The sequence below is a fragment of the Geodermatophilus sp. SYSU D01186 genome, assembly GCF_054050215.1.
Map to the genome: position 1 here is coordinate 92,155 of NZ_JBJGYW010000006.1, position 18,335 is coordinate 110,489.

At 75.3% G+C, this 18,335-nt stretch carries 19 protein-coding genes, 1 pseudogene and 1 riboswitch; of the genes and pseudogenes, 4 read left to right on the plus strand and 16 right to left on the minus strand.

The genetic code is table 11. From position 1 onward, the window contains the following. Positions 1-9: 9 nt before the first annotated feature. The 4 genes from ACI784_RS06635 to ACI784_RS06650 form a co-directional block, all read right to left on the minus strand. On the minus strand, positions 10-1,203 hold the full coding sequence (locus ACI784_RS06635; RefSeq protein WP_457012888.1) for an LLM class flavin-dependent oxidoreductase: 1,194 nt from the start codon (positions 1,201-1,203) through the stop codon (positions 10-12). Beyond that, positions 1,200-2,015, minus strand: a complete 816-nt coding sequence (locus ACI784_RS06640) for a DUF1684 domain-containing protein (RefSeq protein WP_456923464.1) — start codon at positions 2,013-2,015, stop codon at positions 1,200-1,202. The genes ACI784_RS06635 and ACI784_RS06640 overlap by 4 nt, the downstream gene beginning before the upstream one ends. An 81-nt stretch (positions 2,016-2,096) precedes the next feature. Beyond that, the gene (locus ACI784_RS06645; protein WP_456923465.1) at positions 2,097-2,585 is read right to left on the minus strand and encodes a beta-class carbonic anhydrase; all 489 of its coding nucleotides are present in this window, start codon (positions 2,583-2,585) and stop codon (positions 2,097-2,099) included. 11 nt (positions 2,586-2,596) lie between these two features. After that, positions 2,597-3,577 (minus strand): sulfotransferase, encoded by a 981-nt coding sequence (locus ACI784_RS06650; RefSeq protein ID WP_457012889.1) that lies wholly within the window; start codon positions 3,575-3,577, stop codon positions 2,597-2,599. A gap of 68 nt (positions 3,578-3,645) precedes the next feature. On the opposite strand from ACI784_RS06650, the gene ACI784_RS06655 reads away from it, so the two are divergent. Next, positions 3,646-4,557 carry a hypothetical protein gene (locus ACI784_RS06655; protein WP_457012890.1) on the plus strand — a complete coding sequence of 304 codons (912 nt, stop codon included), beginning with the start codon at positions 3,646-3,648 and terminating at the stop codon, positions 4,555-4,557. Between the two features lie 5 nt (positions 4,558-4,562). On the opposite strand, the gene ACI784_RS06660 is transcribed toward ACI784_RS06655, so the two are convergent. Next, entirely contained in the window at positions 4,563-5,939 is a 1,377-nt protein-coding gene (locus ACI784_RS06660; protein WP_457012891.1) for an aminotransferase class V-fold PLP-dependent enzyme, read from the minus strand. 33 nt (positions 5,940-5,972) lie between these two features. Then, a riboswitch (SAM riboswitch) is annotated at positions 5,973-6,088 on the minus strand. A 228-nt stretch (positions 6,089-6,316) separates the two neighbouring features. Between ACI784_RS06660 and ACI784_RS06665 the strand changes: the two genes are divergently transcribed. The 3 genes from ACI784_RS06665 to ACI784_RS06675 all read left to right on the plus strand — a co-directional run bounded on the left by ACI784_RS06665 (position 6,317) and on the right by ACI784_RS06675 (position 8,579). Beyond that, the gene (locus ACI784_RS06665) at positions 6,317-7,417 is read left to right on the plus strand and encodes an LLM class flavin-dependent oxidoreductase (protein WP_457012892.1); all 1,101 of its coding nucleotides are present in this window, start codon (positions 6,317-6,319) and stop codon (positions 7,415-7,417) included. Further along, positions 7,414-7,914, plus strand: coding sequence for an NADPH-dependent FMN reductase (locus ACI784_RS06670; RefSeq protein ID WP_457012893.1), 501 nt, complete (start codon positions 7,414-7,416; stop codon positions 7,912-7,914). The genes ACI784_RS06665 and ACI784_RS06670 overlap by 4 nt, the downstream gene beginning before the upstream one ends. A gap of 131 nt (positions 7,915-8,045) precedes the next feature. Continuing rightward, a complete protein-coding gene (locus ACI784_RS06675; protein ID WP_457012894.1) occupies positions 8,046-8,579 on the plus strand; it encodes a cysteine dioxygenase in 534 nt (177 codons plus the stop codon). 93 nt (positions 8,580-8,672) lie between these two features. Here the strand turns inward: ACI784_RS06675 and ACI784_RS06680 are convergent, their stop codons facing one another. From ACI784_RS06680 to mdlC, 11 genes and pseudogenes are all read right to left on the minus strand, one after another. After that, on the minus strand, positions 8,673-9,530 hold the full coding sequence (locus ACI784_RS06680; protein WP_457012895.1) for a class III extradiol dioxygenase subunit beta: 858 nt from the start codon (positions 9,528-9,530) through the stop codon (positions 8,673-8,675). Further along, entirely contained in the window at positions 9,523-9,891 is a 369-nt protein-coding gene (gene ligA / locus ACI784_RS06685; protein WP_456923473.1) for a protocatechuate 4,5-dioxygenase subunit alpha, read from the minus strand. Before ligA ends, ACI784_RS06680 begins: the two co-directional genes overlap by 8 nt. Next, positions 9,881-10,060, minus strand: a complete 180-nt coding sequence (locus ACI784_RS06690) for a hypothetical protein (RefSeq protein WP_456923474.1) — start codon at positions 10,058-10,060, stop codon at positions 9,881-9,883. The genes ligA and ACI784_RS06690 overlap by 11 nt, the downstream gene beginning before the upstream one ends. Continuing rightward, complete coding sequence (locus ACI784_RS06695) at positions 10,060-10,335, minus strand: muconolactone Delta-isomerase family protein (RefSeq protein WP_456923475.1); 276 nt, start codon at positions 10,333-10,335, stop codon at positions 10,060-10,062. Before ACI784_RS06695 ends, ACI784_RS06690 begins: the two co-directional genes overlap by 1 nt. 23 nt (positions 10,336-10,358) lie before the next feature. Beyond that, positions 10,359-11,063, minus strand: a complete 705-nt coding sequence (locus ACI784_RS06700; RefSeq protein WP_456923476.1) for an alpha/beta hydrolase — start codon at positions 11,061-11,063, stop codon at positions 10,359-10,361. Beyond that, on the minus strand, positions 11,060-12,154 hold the full coding sequence (locus tag ACI784_RS06705) for a Rieske 2Fe-2S domain-containing protein (RefSeq protein WP_457012896.1): 1,095 nt from the start codon (positions 12,152-12,154) through the stop codon (positions 11,060-11,062). The genes ACI784_RS06700 and ACI784_RS06705 overlap by 4 nt, the downstream gene beginning before the upstream one ends. A gap of 249 nt (positions 12,155-12,403) precedes the next feature. Continuing rightward, the gene (locus tag ACI784_RS06710; protein ID WP_457012897.1) at positions 12,404-13,069 is read right to left on the minus strand and encodes a response regulator; all 666 of its coding nucleotides are present in this window, start codon (positions 13,067-13,069) and stop codon (positions 12,404-12,406) included. Continuing rightward, the gene (locus tag ACI784_RS06715; RefSeq protein WP_457012898.1) at positions 13,066-13,536 is read right to left on the minus strand and encodes a sensor histidine kinase; all 471 of its coding nucleotides are present in this window, start codon (positions 13,534-13,536) and stop codon (positions 13,066-13,068) included. The genes ACI784_RS06710 and ACI784_RS06715 overlap by 4 nt, the downstream gene beginning before the upstream one ends. Positions 13,537-13,747: 211 nt before the next feature. Beyond that, positions 13,748-14,833: pseudogene (locus ACI784_RS06720) on the minus strand (GAF domain-containing protein); the annotation flags it as partial. 136 nt (positions 14,834-14,969) lie between these two features. After that, on the minus strand, positions 14,970-16,307 hold the full coding sequence (locus ACI784_RS06725) for an MFS transporter (protein ID WP_457012899.1): 1,338 nt from the start codon (positions 16,305-16,307) through the stop codon (positions 14,970-14,972). A 218-nt stretch (positions 16,308-16,525) separates the two neighbouring features. Next, positions 16,526-18,127 (minus strand): benzoylformate decarboxylase, encoded by a 1,602-nt coding sequence (gene mdlC / locus ACI784_RS06730; protein WP_457012900.1) that lies wholly within the window; start codon positions 18,125-18,127, stop codon positions 16,526-16,528. Positions 18,128-18,335: the final 208 nt, after the last annotated feature.

Consider the following 18,335-nt stretch of genomic DNA (forward strand, 5'->3'; position numbering starts at 1 on the left):
GGTGCTCCTTCAGACGGCGGCGTAGCGGTTGGCGGGGCGGGGCAGGCCGAGGTGCCCGCGCAGCGTCGTCGCCGCGTAGGCGGTGCGGAACCGGCCCCGGCGCTGCAGCTCGGGCACCAGCCCGCGGGTCACCTGCACGAGGTCGTGCGGCAGCGTCGCCGGGCGCAGCCGGAAGCCGGTGAGCCCGGCGGCGTGCCACTCCTCCAGCAGGTCGGCGAGCTGGGCGGGCGACCCGGCGAAGACCCTCGCGTCGCTGACGTACTCGCTGCCCGCGGTCGCGTCCAGCCGCCGGCGCCGGGCGGCGGCCGCGGCCGGGCCGTCGTCGAGGAACACCACGAGGTCGCCGAAGACGTGCACCGTCTCCTCCGACCGCCCCGCCGCGTCCTGGGCGCGCCGGATCTCCGCCACGATCGCGGTGGCGTCGGCCGCGTCCCGCGGCGTCACGAACCCGACGTCGGCGCTGCGCCCGACCAGCTCGAACGGGATCGCCTGGTGGGCCAGCGCGGTCACGACGGGCTGCCCCTGCGGAGGCCGGGGCGTGATCGACGGGCCGCGCACGGCGAACCAGCGGCCGGCGAAGTCGACGGGGTGCAGCTTGGCGCGGTCGACGAAGCGGCCGGTCGCGGCGTCGCGGATCTCGGCGTCGTCCTCCCAGCTGTCCCAGAGCCGGCGGACGACCTCCACCCAGTCCGCGGCCTCGTCGAACAGCTCCCGCAGGGCGGCCTGCACCGCCGGGTCGGCGGGGTCGACGCTGCCCAGCGCGGGGAGGGTGCGCCGGCCGAAGTGCGCCGCCTCGGCGGGGTTGCTGCTCACCTTGACCCGGACGCCGGCGCGGCCGGTGCTCACGTAGTCCAGGGTGGCGATCGCCTTCGACAGGTGGAAGGGCTCGGTGTGCGTGACCACCGCGGTCGGGACCAGCCCGATGCCCTCGGTCACCGGCGCGACGCGGGCGGCCACCTGCACGGCGTCCAGCCGGCCGCGGACCTGGTCGGTCCGGTCGTCGGGGCCGTACCGGTCGGTCGACTGCAGCGACAGGCCGTCCTCGAGGGTGACGAGGTCCAGCAGGCCCTGCTGGGCCTCCTGCACCAGGTCGACCCAGTAGCCGGGGGTGAGCAGCTCGGCCGGCCGGGCGTCCGGCTCGCGCCAGGCGGCGGGGTGCCAGCCGGCGCCGTCCAGGGCGACGGCCAGGTGCATGGCGCTCATGCCCGGCGCTCGAGCGGGATCTGCTCGCCGGCCTCGACCGCGATCGGCAGCCGGTTCTCCGCCGGGGGCAGCGGGCAGGTCGCGAAGTCGGTGTAGGCGCACGGCAGGTTCACCGCCCGGTTGAAGTCGAGCACCACCCGCCCGTCGGCGTCGGGCGCCGGCAGCGCCAGCGACCGGTTGGCGGCGTACGTGGTGACGCCGGAGGTCTCGTCGGTGAAGAGCACGAACAGGCTGCCGGGCGCGGCGCCGTTGAACGCGGTCAGGCGCAGGGGGCGGCCGGCGAGCTCGAACTCGACCGCGCCGGGGGCGTCGTAGACGTGCTCGAGGCCCGCGACGGCCGCACCGACGGTCGTCGGCCGGGGCTCGTCGAACGGCACGTAGCGGCCCTCGGCGACCCACCGCGGGTCCGGCTCGAACGTGGGCGTGCCGGTGTACCGGACCCGCAGCGGGTGGTCGGGGTGCCGGGGCCGGACGACGTCGTGCCCGCCCCGCCGGGCCACCTCGACCACCGCGTCGCCGGCGGTCGCGGTGACCCCGCCGCGCTCCGGGAGGACGCCGAACCCGTGCTCGCCGTGCAGCGGCACGCCGTCCACGGCCAGCTCCTCCCCCTCGTCCAGGGTCACCACGACCCCGCGGGGGCCGGTCGACCACGCGCCCGGGGCGCCCGGGACCCGCTGCGGCTCGGCGGTCAGCCAGTGCAGGCCGGTGACGGCGAGGAATCCGTGCGGGTCGGCGCGGAGGGTCTCGTGCCGGCGGTGCCAGTCGGCCCAGTCGCGGGCGAACGTGTCGGAGGGGGGAGCGACGGTGGTCATGGTTCTCCTGGTCGGGCGGGGTCGGACGGGGCGGGACCGGGGCGGCCGCCGGCGAGCGGCGCCGCCCCGGGGGTACCCGCCTCAGAGCACTTCGCTGAGCCTCCCGGTGGCGACGTCGAACACGAAGCCGCGGACGCTGTCCTTCACCGGGACGAACGGGCTGTCGAGGATCCGCTGCCGCTGCGCGCGGACGTCGTCCTCCAGCTCGGGAAAGGCCTCGGAGTGCCAGTGCGGGCGAATGCCGCAGTCCTGCTCGACCGAGGTGCGGAAGTCCTCGTCGGTGAAGGTCAGCATCCCGCAGTCGGTGTGGTGGACCAGCACGATCTCCCGCGTGCCGAGCAGCCGCTGGCTGATCGCCAGCGAGCGGATCTCGTCGTCGGTGACGACGCCGCCGGCGTTGCGGATGACGTGCGCCTCGCCCTCGGCCAGCCCGAGCGCGCGGTACACGTCGAGGCGGGCGTCCATGCAGGCCACCACGGCGACCGACCGCGACGGCGGCAGCGGGAGCGGGCCGGAGAAGCCCTCGGCGTAGCGGGCGTTGGCGGCGAGCAACTCGTCGGTGACGGACATCGGTCTCTCCTCTACCGGGGGATGGGTGCGGTTCCGGACGACCGGGAGCGGAAGTCCCCCCGGCCGGTGTCGCCCTTCCAGTCGGCGAAGGACTCGCCGGTCAGCTCCTCGAGCAGCGCGATGTCCTCCAGCAGCGGCCCGAGCACCTCGCGCCGGACCTCGACCGGCATCTCCGGGCGCGGCGCCCTCCCGGCGTGCAGCGCGGCGACCAGCGGCCGGCTCGCCTGCCGCCAGACCTGCGGCGGCGCGTAGGCGCCCAGTGCCGCCCCGGCGCGGACGGCGCGGGCGAGCGCCCGGTACCGCGGGGTGTCGGCGACGTACGGCTTGACGTTCTCGGGGGCCACCGTGTGGGCGACCCCCGGCTCGACGCCGAGGAACGTGCTGACCCGGTCCAGCGTCTCGCGCGGGGTGTCGACCAGCTGCCGGTACCGCAGCAGGAACACCTGCTCGCGCGGCAGGAGCCGGTACAGGTCGCGCACCTGCTCGCCGTACCGGCCCAGGCCCCGGTAGTGCCAGAACGGGGCGTAGCCCTCGGCGATGCGCTGCTGCTCCAGCCGGACGGCGGTGAGGAAGTCGGCGACCGGCTCCAGCCCGTCGGCCCGCAGGTGCACCCAGTTCGACCACGCCCGGTCCACCGGGTCGCGCACGACCACGACCACCTTGACGGCGGGGACGTCGGCGACGAGCCGTTCCTGGGCCTGGTGGTCGTACAGGTAGAACGGCGTGCTCTCGCCGCGGACGGCGTCGTCGGGAGCGGCGTCGAACAGCGCGAGGTACTCCTCCCGACGCCAGATCCACTCCCGGGCGCTGTGCGCGTCGCCGGGGCCGCGCTGCCCGCTGCGCGGCGGCGGCCGGCCGTCAGTCAGGTAGTACTTCGGCTCCTTGACCGGCGCCAGGTACAGCCCCGGGTGCGTGGCCAGGGCGGCGTGCAGCGCCGTCGTCCCGGCCTTGGGTGCCCCGGCGATGACGAACTGCGGCAGTCGGCCGCTCATGCGGACTCCTTCCTCGAGCGGTGTGCACACTGAGCGGCGTCCCCCTCGCCCGAGACCGGAGCCGCCGCGTGCCCGACAACGCCGTCCCCCTCCCTGACCCGCACCGGTTCTGGGCCGACGCCGAGGTGGTGCTGGCCCCGGAGGACCCCCGCCCCGGCTCGTGGGCCGGCGGTCCGTCGGCCCAGCTGGTCGACGGGACGTGGTGGCTGGCCTACCGGCTGCGGCGGCCGGTGGGCGAGGGCCGTGGTTTCGCCAACGTCGTCGCCCGCTCGGACGACGGGGTGCGGTTCACCCCGGTCGTGGGCGTGGGCAAGGACGCGTTCGGGGCCGAGTCGCTGGAGCGTCCGGCGCTGGTGCACACGCCCGAGGGCCGCTGGCGGCTCTACGTCAGCTGCGCGACGCCGGGGACCAAGCACTGGCGGGTCGACCTGCTGGAGGCCGGCACCGTCGAGGAGCTGGCGACGGCGACCCCGCGCACCGTGCTGCCGGGCAGCGACGCCGAGGCCGTGAAGGACCCGGTCCTGCGGCACGACGGACGCCGGTGGCACCTGTGGGCCAGCGTCCACCCGCTCGACGATCCGGACGCCACCGACCGCATGACCACCGAGCACGCCACCAGCGACGACGGCGTCGACTGGAGCTGGCAGGGCACCGCCCTGGCCGGCACGCCGGGCAGCTGGGACGCCCGCGGGGTGCGGTTCGCCGCCGTCGTGCTGGACGGCGACCGCAGCTGGGCGCTGTACGACGGCCGCGCCACCGCGGCGGAGAACTGGGAGGAGCGCACCGGCCTCGCGCACGCCGACGGCGACGGGCGGTTCCGCGCCGCCCCCGGCGGGCCGCTGCTGCAGAGCCCGCACGCCCCGGGCGGCCTGCGCTACGCCGACGCGGTGGCCCTGCCCGGCGGCGGCGCCCGCTGGTTCTACGAGGCCACCCGCGCCGACGGCGCCCACGAGCTGCGCACCGTCGTCCTGCCCGGCTGAGCCGGTCACCGCGCCGCCCCGCCGCAGCCTGCGCCCCGGGCGACGGCGCGCAGGTCGGCGCCGGCCAGCCCGGCCAGGGGCCGCGGGTCCTCGGCCGGCTGCCACCGGCCCTCGCGTACCGCGTAGCGCACCGCCGGCCCGCGGCCCAGGAAGGCGGCGAGGCCGGCGAGCAGCCGGTCGACGTCGGCCGCCGTGGTGGCGACGCCGACGCTGGCGCGCAGGGCACCCTCGGGCACGCCGAGCCGCTGGAGCAGCGGGTGGGCGCAGAACCGGCCGTCCCGGACGCCGACGCCGTGCTCGGCCGAGAGGACGGCGGCGACCAGGCCCGGGTCGGCGCCCTCGACGGTGAACGACACGACCCCGGTGGGCGTCGCCGAGTCCGGCCAGATGCGCAGCCGCCGCACGCCGGGGAGCGCGTCGAGGCCGGCCTCCAGCCGGGCCCGCAGCGCCAGCTCGTGCTCCTCCACGGCACCCTCGGGCAGCTCCGTCAGCGCGTCGCAGGCCGCGGCCAGCGCGACCGCGCCGAGCACGTTGGGCGACCCGCCCTCGTGCCGGTGCGGCGCCGCGGCCCACCGCGTCTCCTCGACGGTGACCTCGTGCACCGCACCGCCACCGGCCAGGTGGGCGGGGGCGGTGTCCAGCCAGTCGCGCCGGCCGACCAGCGCCCCGGTGCCGTAGGGCGCGTAGAGCTTGTGCCCCGACAGGGCGACGTAGTCCGCGCCGGACGCAGCCAGGGAGAACCGGCGGTGCGGCACGAGCTGGGCGCCGTCCACGACCACGCGCGCACCGGCGGCGTGCGCCAGCTCGACGACGTCGGCCAGCGGCAGCGCCTCGCCGGTGACGTTGGACGCCCCGGTGACCGCCACGAGGGCGTGGCGCTGCGCGGCGAGCTCGGCGGCCAGCTCCCGCAGCGTCGCGGTGACCGTGGACCGGGTGGGGAGCACGGTGGTGTTCCCCCGGCGCTGCCAGGGCAGGAGGTCGGCGTGGTGCTCGCAGTCGAGCACCAGCACCCGCTCCCCCGCCGGGACCGAGGCGGCCAGCAGGTTGAGCGCGTCGGTGGTGTTGCGGGTGAGCACGCAGACGTCGTCCGGCCGCGCGCCGACGAAGCGGGCGACGGTGTCACGCGCGGACTCGTACAGGGCCGTCGAGACCTGCGAGAGGTAGCCCGCGCCGCGGTGCACGCTGGCGTACAGCGGCAACGCCTCCGCCACCCGGTCGGCGACCGCGACCAGCGCGGGGGTGCTCGCCGCGGTGTCCAGATCGGCGTACGGGGCCCGCCCGGTGGGCACCAGCGGCACCTCGGTGCCGGCGCCGACGACCGGCAGCAGCGGCCGCTCCGGGGCGGCGGGGAGGACGGGACGGGACAGGACGGCGCCGGTCACGCAGGGCTCCTCGGTTCGGGGACCCGGGTACGGGGTCCGCGCTTGCGGGCGCCGGTCGGCACACCCGCCAGGTCGTCACCCGGGGCACCCCATCGCGGAGGAAGGGTTGCCGGCCAGCGAGCCGGGGCTTGTCGCTGGCACTCTTGACCTGCCGGGAGCGTGACACGGCACCCGCTTTCCCGTCAAACCCGATCGAGATGGTAGAGATATCCCCGTGCCCAGCCTGTCGACCGCCCCCGCAGCCGCCCCGCGGCTGGTCCGGCGGGTCCACGTCGACCTCGGGCGGGTCTGGTCGGCCACCTGTCCCTGACGGCACCCTCCCGATCTCTCCCCCGGCCGCGTCCAGCGCGCGGCCGCCCCGCCACGTGAGGACCACCATGCCGATCGAGTTCCTGGGCATCGCCGCCACCAACGACGGTTCCGAGACCACCCCCCGCTCCGGCGCGAGCTTCGACAAGGAGTTCACGCTGCGCCTGGGCCGCGCCCACGAGGACTGGGGGTGGGACCGCGTGCTGTTCGCCTACGGCTCCGGCGCCCCCGAGCCCTCGGCCGCCGCCGCGTACCTGCTCTCGCACACCGAGCGCCTGCAGGTGCTGCTCGCCCACCGGCCCAACGTCAGCTACCCGACCTTCGCCGCCAAGACCTTCGCCACGCTCGACCAGATCGGCGACGGCCGGCTGACCGTGCACTTCATCACCGGCGGCACCGACGCCGAGCAGCAGCGCGAGGGCGACTACCTGACCAAGGACCAGCGCTACGGCCGCACCCGCGAGTACATCCAGATCGTCAAGAAGGCCTGGACCTCCCGCGAGCCGTTCGACTGGGACGGCGAGCACTACCGGTTCGCCGACTTCGTGAGCGACACCTTCCCCGTGCAGCAGCCGCGCCCCGACGTCTCCTTCGGTGGCTCGTCGGAGGCCGCCTACGCCGCCGGCGGCGCCGAGGCCGACGTCTTCGCGCTGTGGGGCGAGCCCCTGGCCGAGACCGCGGCGCAGATCGAGCGCGTGCACGCGGCGGCCCGTGCGGCGGGGCGGACGACGATGCCGCGGATCCAGGTGGCCTTCCGGCCGATCATCGCCCCCACCGAGGAGCTGGCCTGGGAGAAGGCGTACCGCACCGTCGACCGGATCACCGCCCGCACCGCCGGTGGGCGGCAGCCGATCTCGCGCCGGCACCCGCTGACCGGCCCCGAGAACACCGGCTCGCAGCGGCTGCTGGAGATCGCCGCCCGCGGTGAGCGGTTCGACCGCGCACTGTGGACGCCGACCGCGCGGGCAACCGGCGGTGCGGGCAACTCCAACGCGCTGGTCGGCACCCCCGAGACGGTGGCCCAGGCGCTGCTGGACTACGTCGACCTCGGCGTCGACATCATCTCGATGCGCGGCTACGACCTGCTCGGCGACGCCATCGACGTCGGCCGGTACGTGCTCCCGCTGGTCCGCGAGGAGGTCGCGAAGCGCGACGCGGCCGCGGCATGACCACCGTCGCCGTCGTCGGCAACCCCAAGCCCCGCTCCCGCACCCGCTCCGCCGCCGAGCTGGTCGTCGAGCGGCTGACCGACGCCCCGCCGGACCTCGTCGTCGACGTCGTCGACCTGGGTGCCGGGCTGCTCGCCTGGGGCGACCCGGCCGTGGCCCAGGCGGTCGCCGCGGTGCGCGAGGCCGAGGTCGCCGTCGTCGCCAGCCCCACCTACAAGGCCACCTACACCGGCCTGCTCAAGCTGTTCCTCGACCAGATCGGCACCGGCGACCTCGCGGGCGTCGTCGCCGTCCCGCTGATGCTGGGCGGCGGGCCCACCCACGCGCTGGCACCCGAGCTGCTGCTCAAGCCGGTCCTCGTCGAGCTCGGCGCCACCACGCCGACCCGCGGGCTGTACCTGCTGGAGAAGACCTGGGACGACCCCGCACCGCTGGACGCCTGGCTGGCCGCGGCGCGCCCGCAGGTCGACGCCGCCCGGACCGCGCGGCGCGGCTGACGTGGACCTGTCGCGGGGCGCGCGGTGAGGCTCATCCGCCGCGTCGCCGTGGACCTGCTGCGCGTGTCCAGCGCGCGATGTCGCCGCCGCTGATCCCCGCGCCCACCCCCAGCACTCCCCGAAGGACCCTCGTGACCCGATCCCTGCTGTCCCCTGCCCGCCGTCCGGACGCCGACCCCACCCGCCGCCGCACCGGGGCCGCCGCGCTGGCCGCGGCCCTCGCCGCCGCCGAGCACCGCTGGTCGGCGCTGGTGGAGTACCGCGCCGAGAGCCGGTGGACCCACCTGCTCGACCCGGCGCTGGCCGCCGACGCCCTCGACCCCTCGCTGCACCCCGAACTGGCCGCCGCGCAGGTCTGGCTGCTCTCCTGGCTGCCCGGCCAGGGCACCGGCCTGCACGACCACGGCGGCTCGGCCGGCGCGTTCGCCGTCGTCCGCGGCGCGCTGGACGAGGAGGTGGGCGCGCTCCCGGACGCCACCCGGCTCTCGGCCGGCCGGGTGCGCCCGTTCGGCGCCCACCACGTGCACCGGGTGACCAACACCGGTGCCGAGCCCGCGCTGAGCGTGCACGTCTACAGCCCACGGCTGACCGTCATGAACACCTACCGGGTGGACCGGGGCGGCCTGCTCCGCACCGGCACCGAACGGACCGGCGTCGACTGGTGACCGGCCCCTGGGACGCCGACGGGCCGTACCGCTCGACGGAGGAGCGGTACGGCCCGTCGGTCCACGGGTGCCGGTTCAGGCCGGCTTGCCGGTTCAGGCCGGCTGGGGCACCCGGTTGTCGAACAGCGCGATTGCCGCGGCGGTGTTGGACGCAGGCACGAAGTAGTGCGAGTGCACCTTCGTCACCTGCTCGTTCATCGCCCCGCGCATGATCAGCCACATGATCATCTCGATGCCCTCGGAGCCGGCCTCGCGGATGTAGTCCTGGCGGGACAGCGTCGTCAGCTTGGCCGGGTCCTTCTCGATGGCCTCGAGGAACATGTGGTCGAAGTCGGGGTTGATGAAGCCCGCCCGCGACCCGGCCAGCTGGTGGGACATCCCGCCGGTGCCCAGCACGGCGACCTTGACGTCCTTCGGGTAGCGGCGGATCGCCCGGCCCAGGGCCTGCCCGAGGGCGTAGCAGCGGGCCGCGGTCGGCTGCGGGTACTGGATGACGTTGACCAGCAGCGGGATCACCGGGCACGGCCAGGCCTCGCCCGGGTCCGGCGTCCAGACCGACAGCGGCACGGTGAACCCGTGGTCGACGTCGAGCTCCTGGAACACGGTGAGGTCGAAGCCGTCGTCCACCAGGCTCTCGAGCAGGTGCAGCGACAGCTCGGGGTCACCGACGACGTCGGGCACCGGGCGCTTGCCGAAGCCCTCGTCGGCCACCTCGTAGCGCTCGGCGGTGCCGATGCCGAACGTGGGGACGATGTCGAGGTCGATGCCGTTGGCGTGGTCGTTGTAGATCACGATCGCGACATCGGGCTGGTGCTCGGCCAGCCACTCCCGCGCCGGGGCGTAGCCGTCGAACAGGCCCTTCCAGTTCGGGTCCTCGGTCTTGCCGCGGTCCATCGCCGCCCCGATCGACGGGACGTGCGACGTCGCCAGGCCCCAGATCACCTCAGCCATCCCGCCGTCCTCCCGCACGCATCGCCGCCACGAACTCCTCCTCGGTCATGCCGCTGAAGACACCACCCAGGTACTGCATCGACCGGCCGTCCATCATGGCCAGCTTGTACACGTAGAAGATGCTGCCGCCCAGGTCGATCATCGCCTGCCAGTCGCGGGCGAGCACGGCCTGCTTCTGCTCCGGGCTCAGCCGGAACTCGTCGCAGTAGGCGGCCTCGTCGGCGAGGAACCGCTCCCGGGCCTCCGCCGAGCGCAGGCTCATGAACAGCTTGTTCATGCGGAAGCCGCGCCGGCTGGTCTGGCCGTCGAAGACCGGGGTCCCCGGCAGGTCGAACCTGCCGACGGGGGTGTCAGTGCTCATCGGTCACCTCCTGTTCGTCGCCGCCGAGGTGCTCGTGGTCGTCCAGCCACTCCCACAGCGGCCGCGGGTGGGCGCTGGTCTTGGTGCGACCGCACCAGCACGTCCCGAGCATCTCACCGTCGTACTGGCGGAAGGTGATGCGCAGCTGCCGCGAGGTGGAGGCGGTCATCAGCGCTCCTGGGGGTGCTGGGCCAGCGCCTCGACGTGCACGTCCAGCCACGGGGACATCGGCAGCGACACCAGCGCGTCGTGCAGGGCGGCCGGGTCGGGGGCCTCGAAGAGCCCGATCCACCCGGTGCGGCCCGGGACCCGCCACAGCCGCTTGAGGACGCCGGCCTCCCGCAGCTCCATGGCGCGGGCCCGCTCTCCGGAGCGCAGCTCCGCCCGCCGCTCCGCCGGGGTGTCCGGGGGCAGCAGGTTCTCGGCGCGGACGAGGAACTCCACGGTGGTCTCCTGTCGTGTGGTGGTCAGCGGGCGAGCTCGAGCAGGACGTCGGCCAGCGCCTTGGGGGCGGTGACCATCGCCTCGTGACCGGTGTCGAGCTCGTGCACCGGCCAGCCGCGCTCGCGGGCACGCTCGGCCTGGGCCTGGAAGACCCGCATCCAGGTCACGCACTCGACGAACGCGGCCGGGACGGTGTCCACGGCGCCGGTGAGGTCGAGCCGGTCGAGGTAGGTCTTCCACGGGTGCGGCGTGAGCTTGGGCGTCAGCCAGTCGACGTCGGCCTGTTCGGTCACGCCGAGGACGGACAGCTTGCGGACCGGCACCAGCCAGCCGAAGCCCTGCTCCGCGGCCGACTCCGCCCAGTGGTGCTCCACCTGCTCGGGCAGCAGGTCGCGGGCGGCCTCGCCGTCGGAGCCGACGAAGGCGTCGAGGTAGACCCGCTTGGCGATCGCGTCGGGCCGCCGGTCGGCGACCGCGGTGACGATCTGGCCGGCGTAGCTGTGCCCGACCAGGACGACGTCGCGCAGGCCGAAGGTGTCGATCAGCCGGACGACGTCCTCGACGTGGGTGTCCAGCCCGACCAGCGGGGAGAGCAGGTGGGAGCGCTCGGACAGGCCGGTCAGCGTGGGGGCGTGCACCTCGTGGCCGGCCGCACGCAGCAGCGGCGCGACGCGGTCCCAGCACCAGCCCCCGTGCCAGGCACCGTGGACGAGGACGAACGTGCTCATGCCTGACCCGCCGGCTCCGGCTGGGCCGCGGCGGCCGGACGGGCGGGGCGCGCCGGGCGGGCCGGGACCTCGCCGCGCGCGGCGGCCTCGGCCTTGGCCATCTTCTCCAGCAGGCGGCGGCCGCGGATGCCGGCGACGTCGGAGCGGATCGAGGACTCGATCATGCCCGGGTCGGTGGCGACCATCTTCTCCTGGATCTCGAGGGCGTCGACGTCCTCCTTCATGACCGCCAGCTGCTGCTTGAGCTGGAAGTCCGAGAGCTCCTGGTCGTCGATCTTGTAGTCGCGGCCCAGGGCGAAGAAGTCGTGCGTGGTGGTCTCGGTCTCCGGGGTCATGCCGTAGATGACCTTCATGTGGAAGCCCTCGGGCTCCTCGGTGCCGGTCGGGGCGATCCGAATGTTGAGGATGAAGATGCCCGGCGCGTAGAAGTCGCCGTCCTGCCAGCGGTCGATGTTCGTGGTCACGCCCATCGACGACTGGTAGAAGGGCGGGGCCTCGATGTCGATCATGTGCCGGACGAAGGAGACCTTGTTGCCCTCGCCGATCACGTCGATCGGGGTGGCGGCGACCGCGGCGTTGCCGATGGAGGTCGGGTGCAGGAACGTCTCGTGGGTCAGGTCGAGCAGGTTCTCCACCAGCAGCACCTGGCGGCCCTTGAGGCCGACCGAGCCCTGCACGTGGGTCCAGTTCGGGTCCTCGAGCCAGGAGACGTCCGGGATGTCGTCCGGGTCGGCCTTGTCGGGGTCACCCGGCCAGATCCACACGATGCCGTAGCGCTCGACGACCGGGAAGCGGTGCACCGTGGCGCCCTTGGGCATGTCGGGCTGCTCCGCGACGCCCACGCACTGGCCGGAGCCGTCGATCTTGTAGCCGTGGTAGTTGCAGGTGATGACGTCGTCGTCCAGCCCACCCAGCGACAGCGGGTAGCGGCGGTGCGGGCAGCGGTCCTCGATGGCGTTCGCGCTGCCGTCGGACAGCCGGTAGAAGCACACCGGGCGGCCACAGATCCAGCGCTGCATCAGCGTGCGGCTGACCTCGTCGGACCAGGCGCCGATGTACCAGCCGTTCATGACGATGGGGTTGGCTGCCATCGCGGACTCCTTGACTCGAGAGGGTGGATCGGGGGTGCGGCGCCGGGCCGCCCGGCCGGGGGCCGGGCACCGGGACGCGCACCCCGGCGGCGGGCCCCCAGGGGTGACCGCACACACACTGACGCTAAGGATCGCCGGTGTCCGGCGGATCGGCTCGATGACAGCTTCGGGGCGACCGACTCGGCAGGTCCCGGCTACGTCATGTGTCCTACGCCTCGTCCCGCCTCCGGACGCCGGCGTCCGCGCAGGTCAGGCGGGCGGGGGGATGAGCCCCTCGCGGATCGCCAGCAGCGCGGCCTGGGTGCGGCTGGACAGCTGCAGCTTGCTCAGCACGTTGCTCACGTGGGTGCGCGCGGTGCGCTCGCTGATCACCAGCTCGTCGGCGATGTCGCGGTTGGAGTGGCCCTGCGCGACCAGCGCCAGGATCTCCCGCTCCCGGGCGGTGAGGGAGGTGAGCCCGGCCTGGGGGGCGGCCATCCGGCGGGCCAGCTGCCGGGCCACCGCGGAGTCCAGGTGCACCTCGCCGGCGGCCGCCGCGGTGATCGCCGTCGCCACCTCGGCGGGGTCGGCGTCCTTGAGCACGTAGCCGGCCGCCCCGGCGGCCAGGGCGGCGTGCACGCGCTCGACCTCGCCGAAGCTCGTGAGGATGACCACCCGGATGCCCGGGTGGGCGCGGGCGATCGCGGCGGTGGCGGCCACGCCGTCCATGCGCGGCATCTGCAGGTCCATGAGGACGACGTCGGGCATCGGCTCGCCGGTGGTCTGCCACTGGTGCAGCAGCTCGACGGCCTGCTGGCCGTCGGACGCCTCCCCGAGGACCGTGAGCGTGGGCACGCTGGCCACGTAGGCCTGCACCCCGCGGCGCACGATCGCGTGGTCGTCGACGAGCAGGACGCCGATCGCCTCCCCGCTCACCGGCCCGCCCTCCCCCGGGCGCCCGGCGCGGGCAGCGTCACCTGCACCCGCCAGCCGCCGAACGGCCGGGGCCCGGCCGCCAGCTGCCCGCCCCACCGCTCGGCGCGCTCGCGCATCGACACCAGGCCCAGGCGGCCGCGGGGCCGGTCACCGGCGTCGGGCGCCGGCGCGGGGTCGGGCGTGCCGCCGCAGCCGTCGTCGGTGACCTCGACCCGCACCCCGCCGCCGGGCCGGTCCACGCGGATGTCGGCCTCGGTGGCCCGGGCGTGCTTCACCACGTTGTGCAGCGCCTCCTGGACGATCCGGTAGAGGTCCTCCTGCACGTCGACGTCGACGTCGAGCTCCAGGTCGTCGTCGGCGTGCACCTCGACCGCCAGCCCGGTGCGCGCCTCCACGCCGGCGGCGTGCGCGCGGATGGCCTCGACCAGGCCGTTCTCGGCGAGGTCCAGCGGCCGCAGCTCGAACACCAGCCCGCGCAGGGGGGGGGGGGGGGGGGGGGGGGGGGGGGGGGGGGGGGGGCGGGGGGGGGGGGGGGGGGGGCGGGGGGGGGGGGCGGCCGGGGGCGGGGCGGGTTCCGCCCGCGGGGGGGCCGGCCGGCGCGCCCGCCCCCCCCCCCCCCCCCCCCCCCCCCCCCCCCCGCCCCCCCCCCCCCCCCCCCCACAGCTCGGCGAGCTCCTCCGCGCCGCTGCGCACGGTCGCCGGGTCGGCGTCGGCGGTGGCGAGGTGGGCGCGCAGCGCCTCGGCCTGCATGCGCATGGAGAACACCTGCTGGACCACCGAGTCGTGCAGGTCCCGGGCCAGCCGGCGGCGCTCGTCGCTCTGCGCGCGGGAGCGGGTCTGGGTCAGCAGCGCCGCGGTCTCGATGGCCACGGCGGCGGAGTCGGCCATGGCCTCGAGGAACGCCAGCGAGCTGGGGCCGGGGTCCTCCCCCGGCGAATAGTAGGCGTTGATGATCCCCAGCGTCCGGCCGCGCACCACCAGGGGCATCGAGACGAAGCTGTCCCAGTCGGGGACGTCCATGATCTCGTGCAGCGGCGCCCACAGCGGGTCGGCCATGATCACCGGCTTGCGGTGCAGGCTGACGACCGGCTGGCGGCCCTCCAGCGCCTCCATGAACAGCACCCGGGCGCCCAGCCGGCGGCAGGCGGCGAGCTTCTCCGCGAAGTCGACGACGTCGCCGAACCCGGCCATGCCCAGCAGCCGGAGGTCCTCGCGGGGGTCGTCGAGCGCGAGGATCTGGACGGCGGCGATCGACGCGGTCATGGCGATCTCGCGGGCGACCGCGTCGAGGGTGGCCGGCAGGGAGTAGGCGTCGGCCACGCTGGCCGCCGCCCGGGTGATCGCGGTCAGCCGCTCCTGCTGGCGGACGGTGTCGGTGACGTCGCCGAACCACACGGCCCAGCGGGAGGAGTCCACCGGGAGCACGCGGTACTCCAGCTCGCGGCGGCTGTGCCCGGGCACCGGCCAGCTCGCCGTCCGCCGGTCCGGGGCGTCCGGGTCGCCGGTGGTGGGGTCGAACGGGGTGGCCGTGCCGACCAGGTCGGCCGCGGGGCGGCCGAGGATCTGCGCGGCGGCGGCGTTGAGGCCCAGCAGGCGGCCGGCGCCGTCGACCAGCACCAGCCCGTCCGCAGAGACCTCGACGAGCGCGCGGAGCACCGGGTCGTCCCCGGCGTCCGCCGGCCACACCGCGCCGGCCGGCGCCACCTCGCTGCGCACCACTGCCTCGTCCCGCCCGTCGACACCGGCCCACTGCCGGGCGATCACGCTACCCCCCGGCCGGGAGCCCGGCCCCGGCCCGCCCGGGGGGAGCTCCCCCCGCAGGAGGGCCCGGCGACGACGACGGCGCGCCGGCCGGGACGAGGAGTCCCGGCCGGCGCGCCTTGGTGGGTCGCGCCGCGGCTCAGCCGGCGGTCGCGGCCGCCGTCCCGAGCCGGTCGGCGTCGGCCTGCTGCGCGTTGGGCACCGGCCGGATGCCGAGCACGGCCACGAGGCTGACCAGCGACAGCGCCGCCACGTAGATGGCGATGGGGGTCGAGGACTCGTAGGAGCCGTACAGGGCGGTGGCCACGATCGGGGTGACCGCGCCGCCGATCATGCCGCCGAGCTGGTAGGCGATCGAGATGCCGCTGTAGCGGGTCTTCACCTCGAAGATCTCGGTGAACAGGCCGCCCTGGGCGCCGGCCATGATGCCCTGCACGATCGCCGCGACGACGAACGCGAACAGGGCCGCGGCGGAGCTGCCGGTGTTGACGAGGGCGAACATCGGCAGCGGCCAGAGGACGGCGGTCAGCGCGCCGACCGCGAAGACCTTCTTGGAGCCGAAGCGGTCCGACAGCAGCGCGGACACCACGATCGTGGCGATCCACACCGCGGTCGAGGCGAGGATCAGCCACAGCAGGGTGGTCCGGTCGAAGCCGACGACGGTGGTGCCGTAGGTCAGCATGTAGACGATCACCGTGTAGCCCACCGCCGGCGGGGCGATGGAGGCCAGGCTGCCCAGCACCAGCGTGCGCGGCTGGCGCTTGACCAGCTCGGCGACCGGGATCTTGCTGACCTGCTTCTTCTCCTTGACCTGCTGGAACTCCGGGGCGTCCTCCAGCTTGCTGCGGACGACGAAGCCGACGACCACCAGCGCGATGCTGATGAGGAACGGGATCCGCCAGCCCCAGGCGAGGAAGTCCTCGTTGTCCATGCCGGAGACGGCGAGGAACGCGAGGTTGGAGGTCAGCACGCCGACCGGGACGCCGAACTGGGCGAAGCTGCCGTAGACGGCGCGGCGACGGGGGCTGGCGTGCTCGGTCGCGATGAGCACCGCACCGCCCCACTCACCGCCCACGCCGAAGCCCTGGATCAGCCGCAGCGCGACCAGCAGCAGCGGCGCGCCGACGCCGATCGCCGCGTAGGTCGGCAGCACACCGATGAGGAAGGTCGCCCCACCGGTGAGCAGCAGGGTGAGCACCAGCATCGACTTGCGGCCGATCCGGTCGCCGAAGTGGCCGATGACCGCGGCGCCGAGCGGGCGGGCGATGAAGCCCACGGCGAAGGTGGCGAACGCGGCGATGGTGCCGGCCGTCGGGTCGAACTCCGGGTAGAAGACGCTCCCGAACACCAGCGCGGCGGCGGTGCCGAAGATGTAGTAGTCGTACCACTCGATCGACGTGCCGATGAAGCTCGCCGCGAAGATGCCCTTCTTGGAGGGGCCGGCCTTCGCGGGCACGGTGGAGGTGGGTGTTGCCACGGGGGGAGTTCTCCTCTGGACGCCGCTGTGCAAGGTGGTGGGACCGCAGGTGACCGCGGTTACACCGCTCCGAGAATGGAAACCCGTATTGACACCGAAGTCGTGAGCCCCTGGACCCGGCTGCTCCGGGGCGCTCGGGCCATCCCGGCTACGTCATCCGTCGCAGCCCCGCGCACCGCGGCGCGCCGGACGGCGGCAGTGGCCAGGACGGCCTGTGGTCACCCCAGTCTCCGCGTCTCCGCGGTGATCGGCACCTCCACCAGCCGGGGACCCTCGGCCTTGCCGATGGCGGCGAACTCCTCGGCCAGCTCCCCGGCCGAGGCGACCGCGCGGGCGGGCACGCCGTAGCCCTGGGCGATGGTCACCGCGTCCAGGCCGGGCAGCTCCAGCCCCGGGATCTTCGACACGCCCAGCTGCCCCACGAACGAGGCGAGCGCCCCGTAGATGCCGTTGCGCAGGACGACGAAGGTCACCGGCAGCTGGTGCTGCACCGCCGTCCAGACCGCCTGGACGCCGTACTGGAAGGCGCCGTCGCCGAGGACGGCGACCACCGGGCGGGCCGGGTCGGCCAGCGCGGCGCCGACCGCGGCGGGCACGCCGAAGCCCAGGCCGCCGGCGGCCGGGAACAGCAGCCCGCGCGGGCCGGCGAGGTCCAGGTGGGACCAAAACTGCGCGGTGTTGGCGGTCGACTCGTTGACGAACCGGGTGTGCGCGGGCACCGACCGGGCGAGCAGGCCGAGCACGGCGTCCGCGGGGAAGGGGACCTCCCCGGGCTCGGCCGCGACCGCCCGCTCCGGCGCGGGCCGCTCCGGCCGCGCCGGCAGGCCGTCCAGCGCGGTCAGCAGCTGGCCGGTCACGGTGGCGACGTCGGCGACGACCGCGTCGCCGAACGCGGCGCGGGCGGCGGTGCCGGGGTCGCTGCCGACGGCGACCAGCTCGGCGCCCCCGGGCAGCCACGCGCCGGGCACGTAGACGTGGTAGCGGAACACCGGCGCCCCGAGCACGAGGACCAGGTCGGCGCCCTCGAGGTGTGCGGCCACGCCGGCGATGCTCGGCGGCAGCAGCCCCTGCCAGAGCGGGTGCCGGGTCGGGAAGGGCGCGCGCGGCGCCGAGGGGGCGGTCCACACCGGCGCCTGGAGCCGCTCGGCCAGTTCCACCACGCGGGGGTACGCGCGCTCGTCGTCGACCTCGGGGCCCACGACCAGCACCGGGTTGCGCGCGGCGGAGAGCCGGCCGGCCAGCTCCGCGAGCAGCTCGTCGTCCAGGCCGCCGGCCCGGCGCACCCGGCGGCCGGCCAGGTGGGCCACCTCGTCGGCGTCCACCGGCTGCGCCCAGTCGTCGAGCGGGAGGGAGACGAAGACCGGACCGGCCGGGGCCAGCGTGGCCAGGTGGAACGCCTCGGACAGGGCCCGGGGCACGTCCTGGGCACGGGCCGGCTCGAACGACCACTTGACCTGCGGCTCGGGGACCCGGGTCATCCCCGGCTCGCCGAGCATCGACCCGAGGCCGACCATCGGGCGGGCCTGCTGGCCGGCGGTCACCACCAGCGGCGTCCCGCAGGCCTTGGCGTTGGCCAGGTTGCCCATGGCGTTGCCCAGGCCGGCGGCCGAGTGCAGGTTGACCAGCGCCGGGCGGCCGGTGACCTGGGCGTACCCGTCGGCCATGGCCAGCACCGCGCCCTCGTGCAGGCCCAGCACGTAGCGGAAGTCGTCGGGGAACCCGTCGAGGAAGGGCAGCTCGTTGGACCCCGGGTTGCCGAACACGGTGGTCAGGCCCCAGGTGCGGAGCAGGTCGAAGGTGGTCTCGCGCACGGTGGGCACGGCGTCGTCCTCCAGGGGGTGTGCGGCCGGTGCCGCCGACGCTAGCCCCCTCGTCCGGGCGTCGTCGGCCTACGTCGGATGTCGCGGGGACCCCCTCCGGATCCGCCGCACCCGGTCCGGTCGGATGGCCGGGGTGACCCGGGACCTCCGGGCCTACCGTGACCCCGGGCACACGCCCGCGGGCCGCCCCGGGGCGGCCCCACGCACC

Excerpts from the sequence above, each read along its gene's own strand:
- ACI784_RS06665 (WP_457012892.1), top strand. The coding sequence starts at position 6,317 with ATGCCGATCGAGTTCCTGGGCATCGCCGCCACCAACGACGGTTCCGAG.
- ACI784_RS06700 (WP_456923476.1), bottom strand. The coding sequence starts at position 11,063 with ATGAGCACGTTCGTCCTCGTCCACGGTGCCTGGCACGGGGGCTGGTGC.
- ligA (WP_456923473.1), bottom strand. The coding sequence starts at position 9,891 with ATGAGCACTGACACCCCCGTCGGCAGGTTCGACCTGCCGGGGACCCCG.
- ACI784_RS06635 (WP_457012888.1), bottom strand. The coding sequence starts at position 1,203 with ATGAGCGCCATGCACCTGGCCGTCGCCCTGGACGGCGCCGGCTGGCAC.
- ACI784_RS06680 (WP_457012895.1), bottom strand. The coding sequence starts at position 9,530 with ATGGCTGAGGTGATCTGGGGCCTGGCGACGTCGCACGTCCCGTCGATC.
- ACI784_RS06640 (WP_456923464.1), bottom strand. The coding sequence starts at position 2,015 with ATGACCACCGTCGCTCCCCCCTCCGACACGTTCGCCCGCGACTGGGCC.
- ACI784_RS06705 (WP_457012896.1), bottom strand. The coding sequence starts at position 12,154 with ATGGCAGCCAACCCCATCGTCATGAACGGCTGGTACATCGGCGCCTGG.
- ACI784_RS06690 (WP_456923474.1), bottom strand. The coding sequence starts at position 10,060 with ATGACCGCCTCCACCTCGCGGCAGCTGCGCATCACCTTCCGCCAGTAC.
- ACI784_RS06650 (WP_457012889.1), bottom strand. The coding sequence starts at position 3,577 with ATGAGCGGCCGACTGCCGCAGTTCGTCATCGCCGGGGCACCCAAGGCC.
- ACI784_RS06645 (WP_456923465.1), bottom strand. The coding sequence starts at position 2,585 with ATGTCCGTCACCGACGAGTTGCTCGCCGCCAACGCCCGCTACGCCGAG.
- ACI784_RS06670 (WP_457012893.1), top strand. The coding sequence starts at position 7,414 with ATGACCACCGTCGCCGTCGTCGGCAACCCCAAGCCCCGCTCCCGCACC.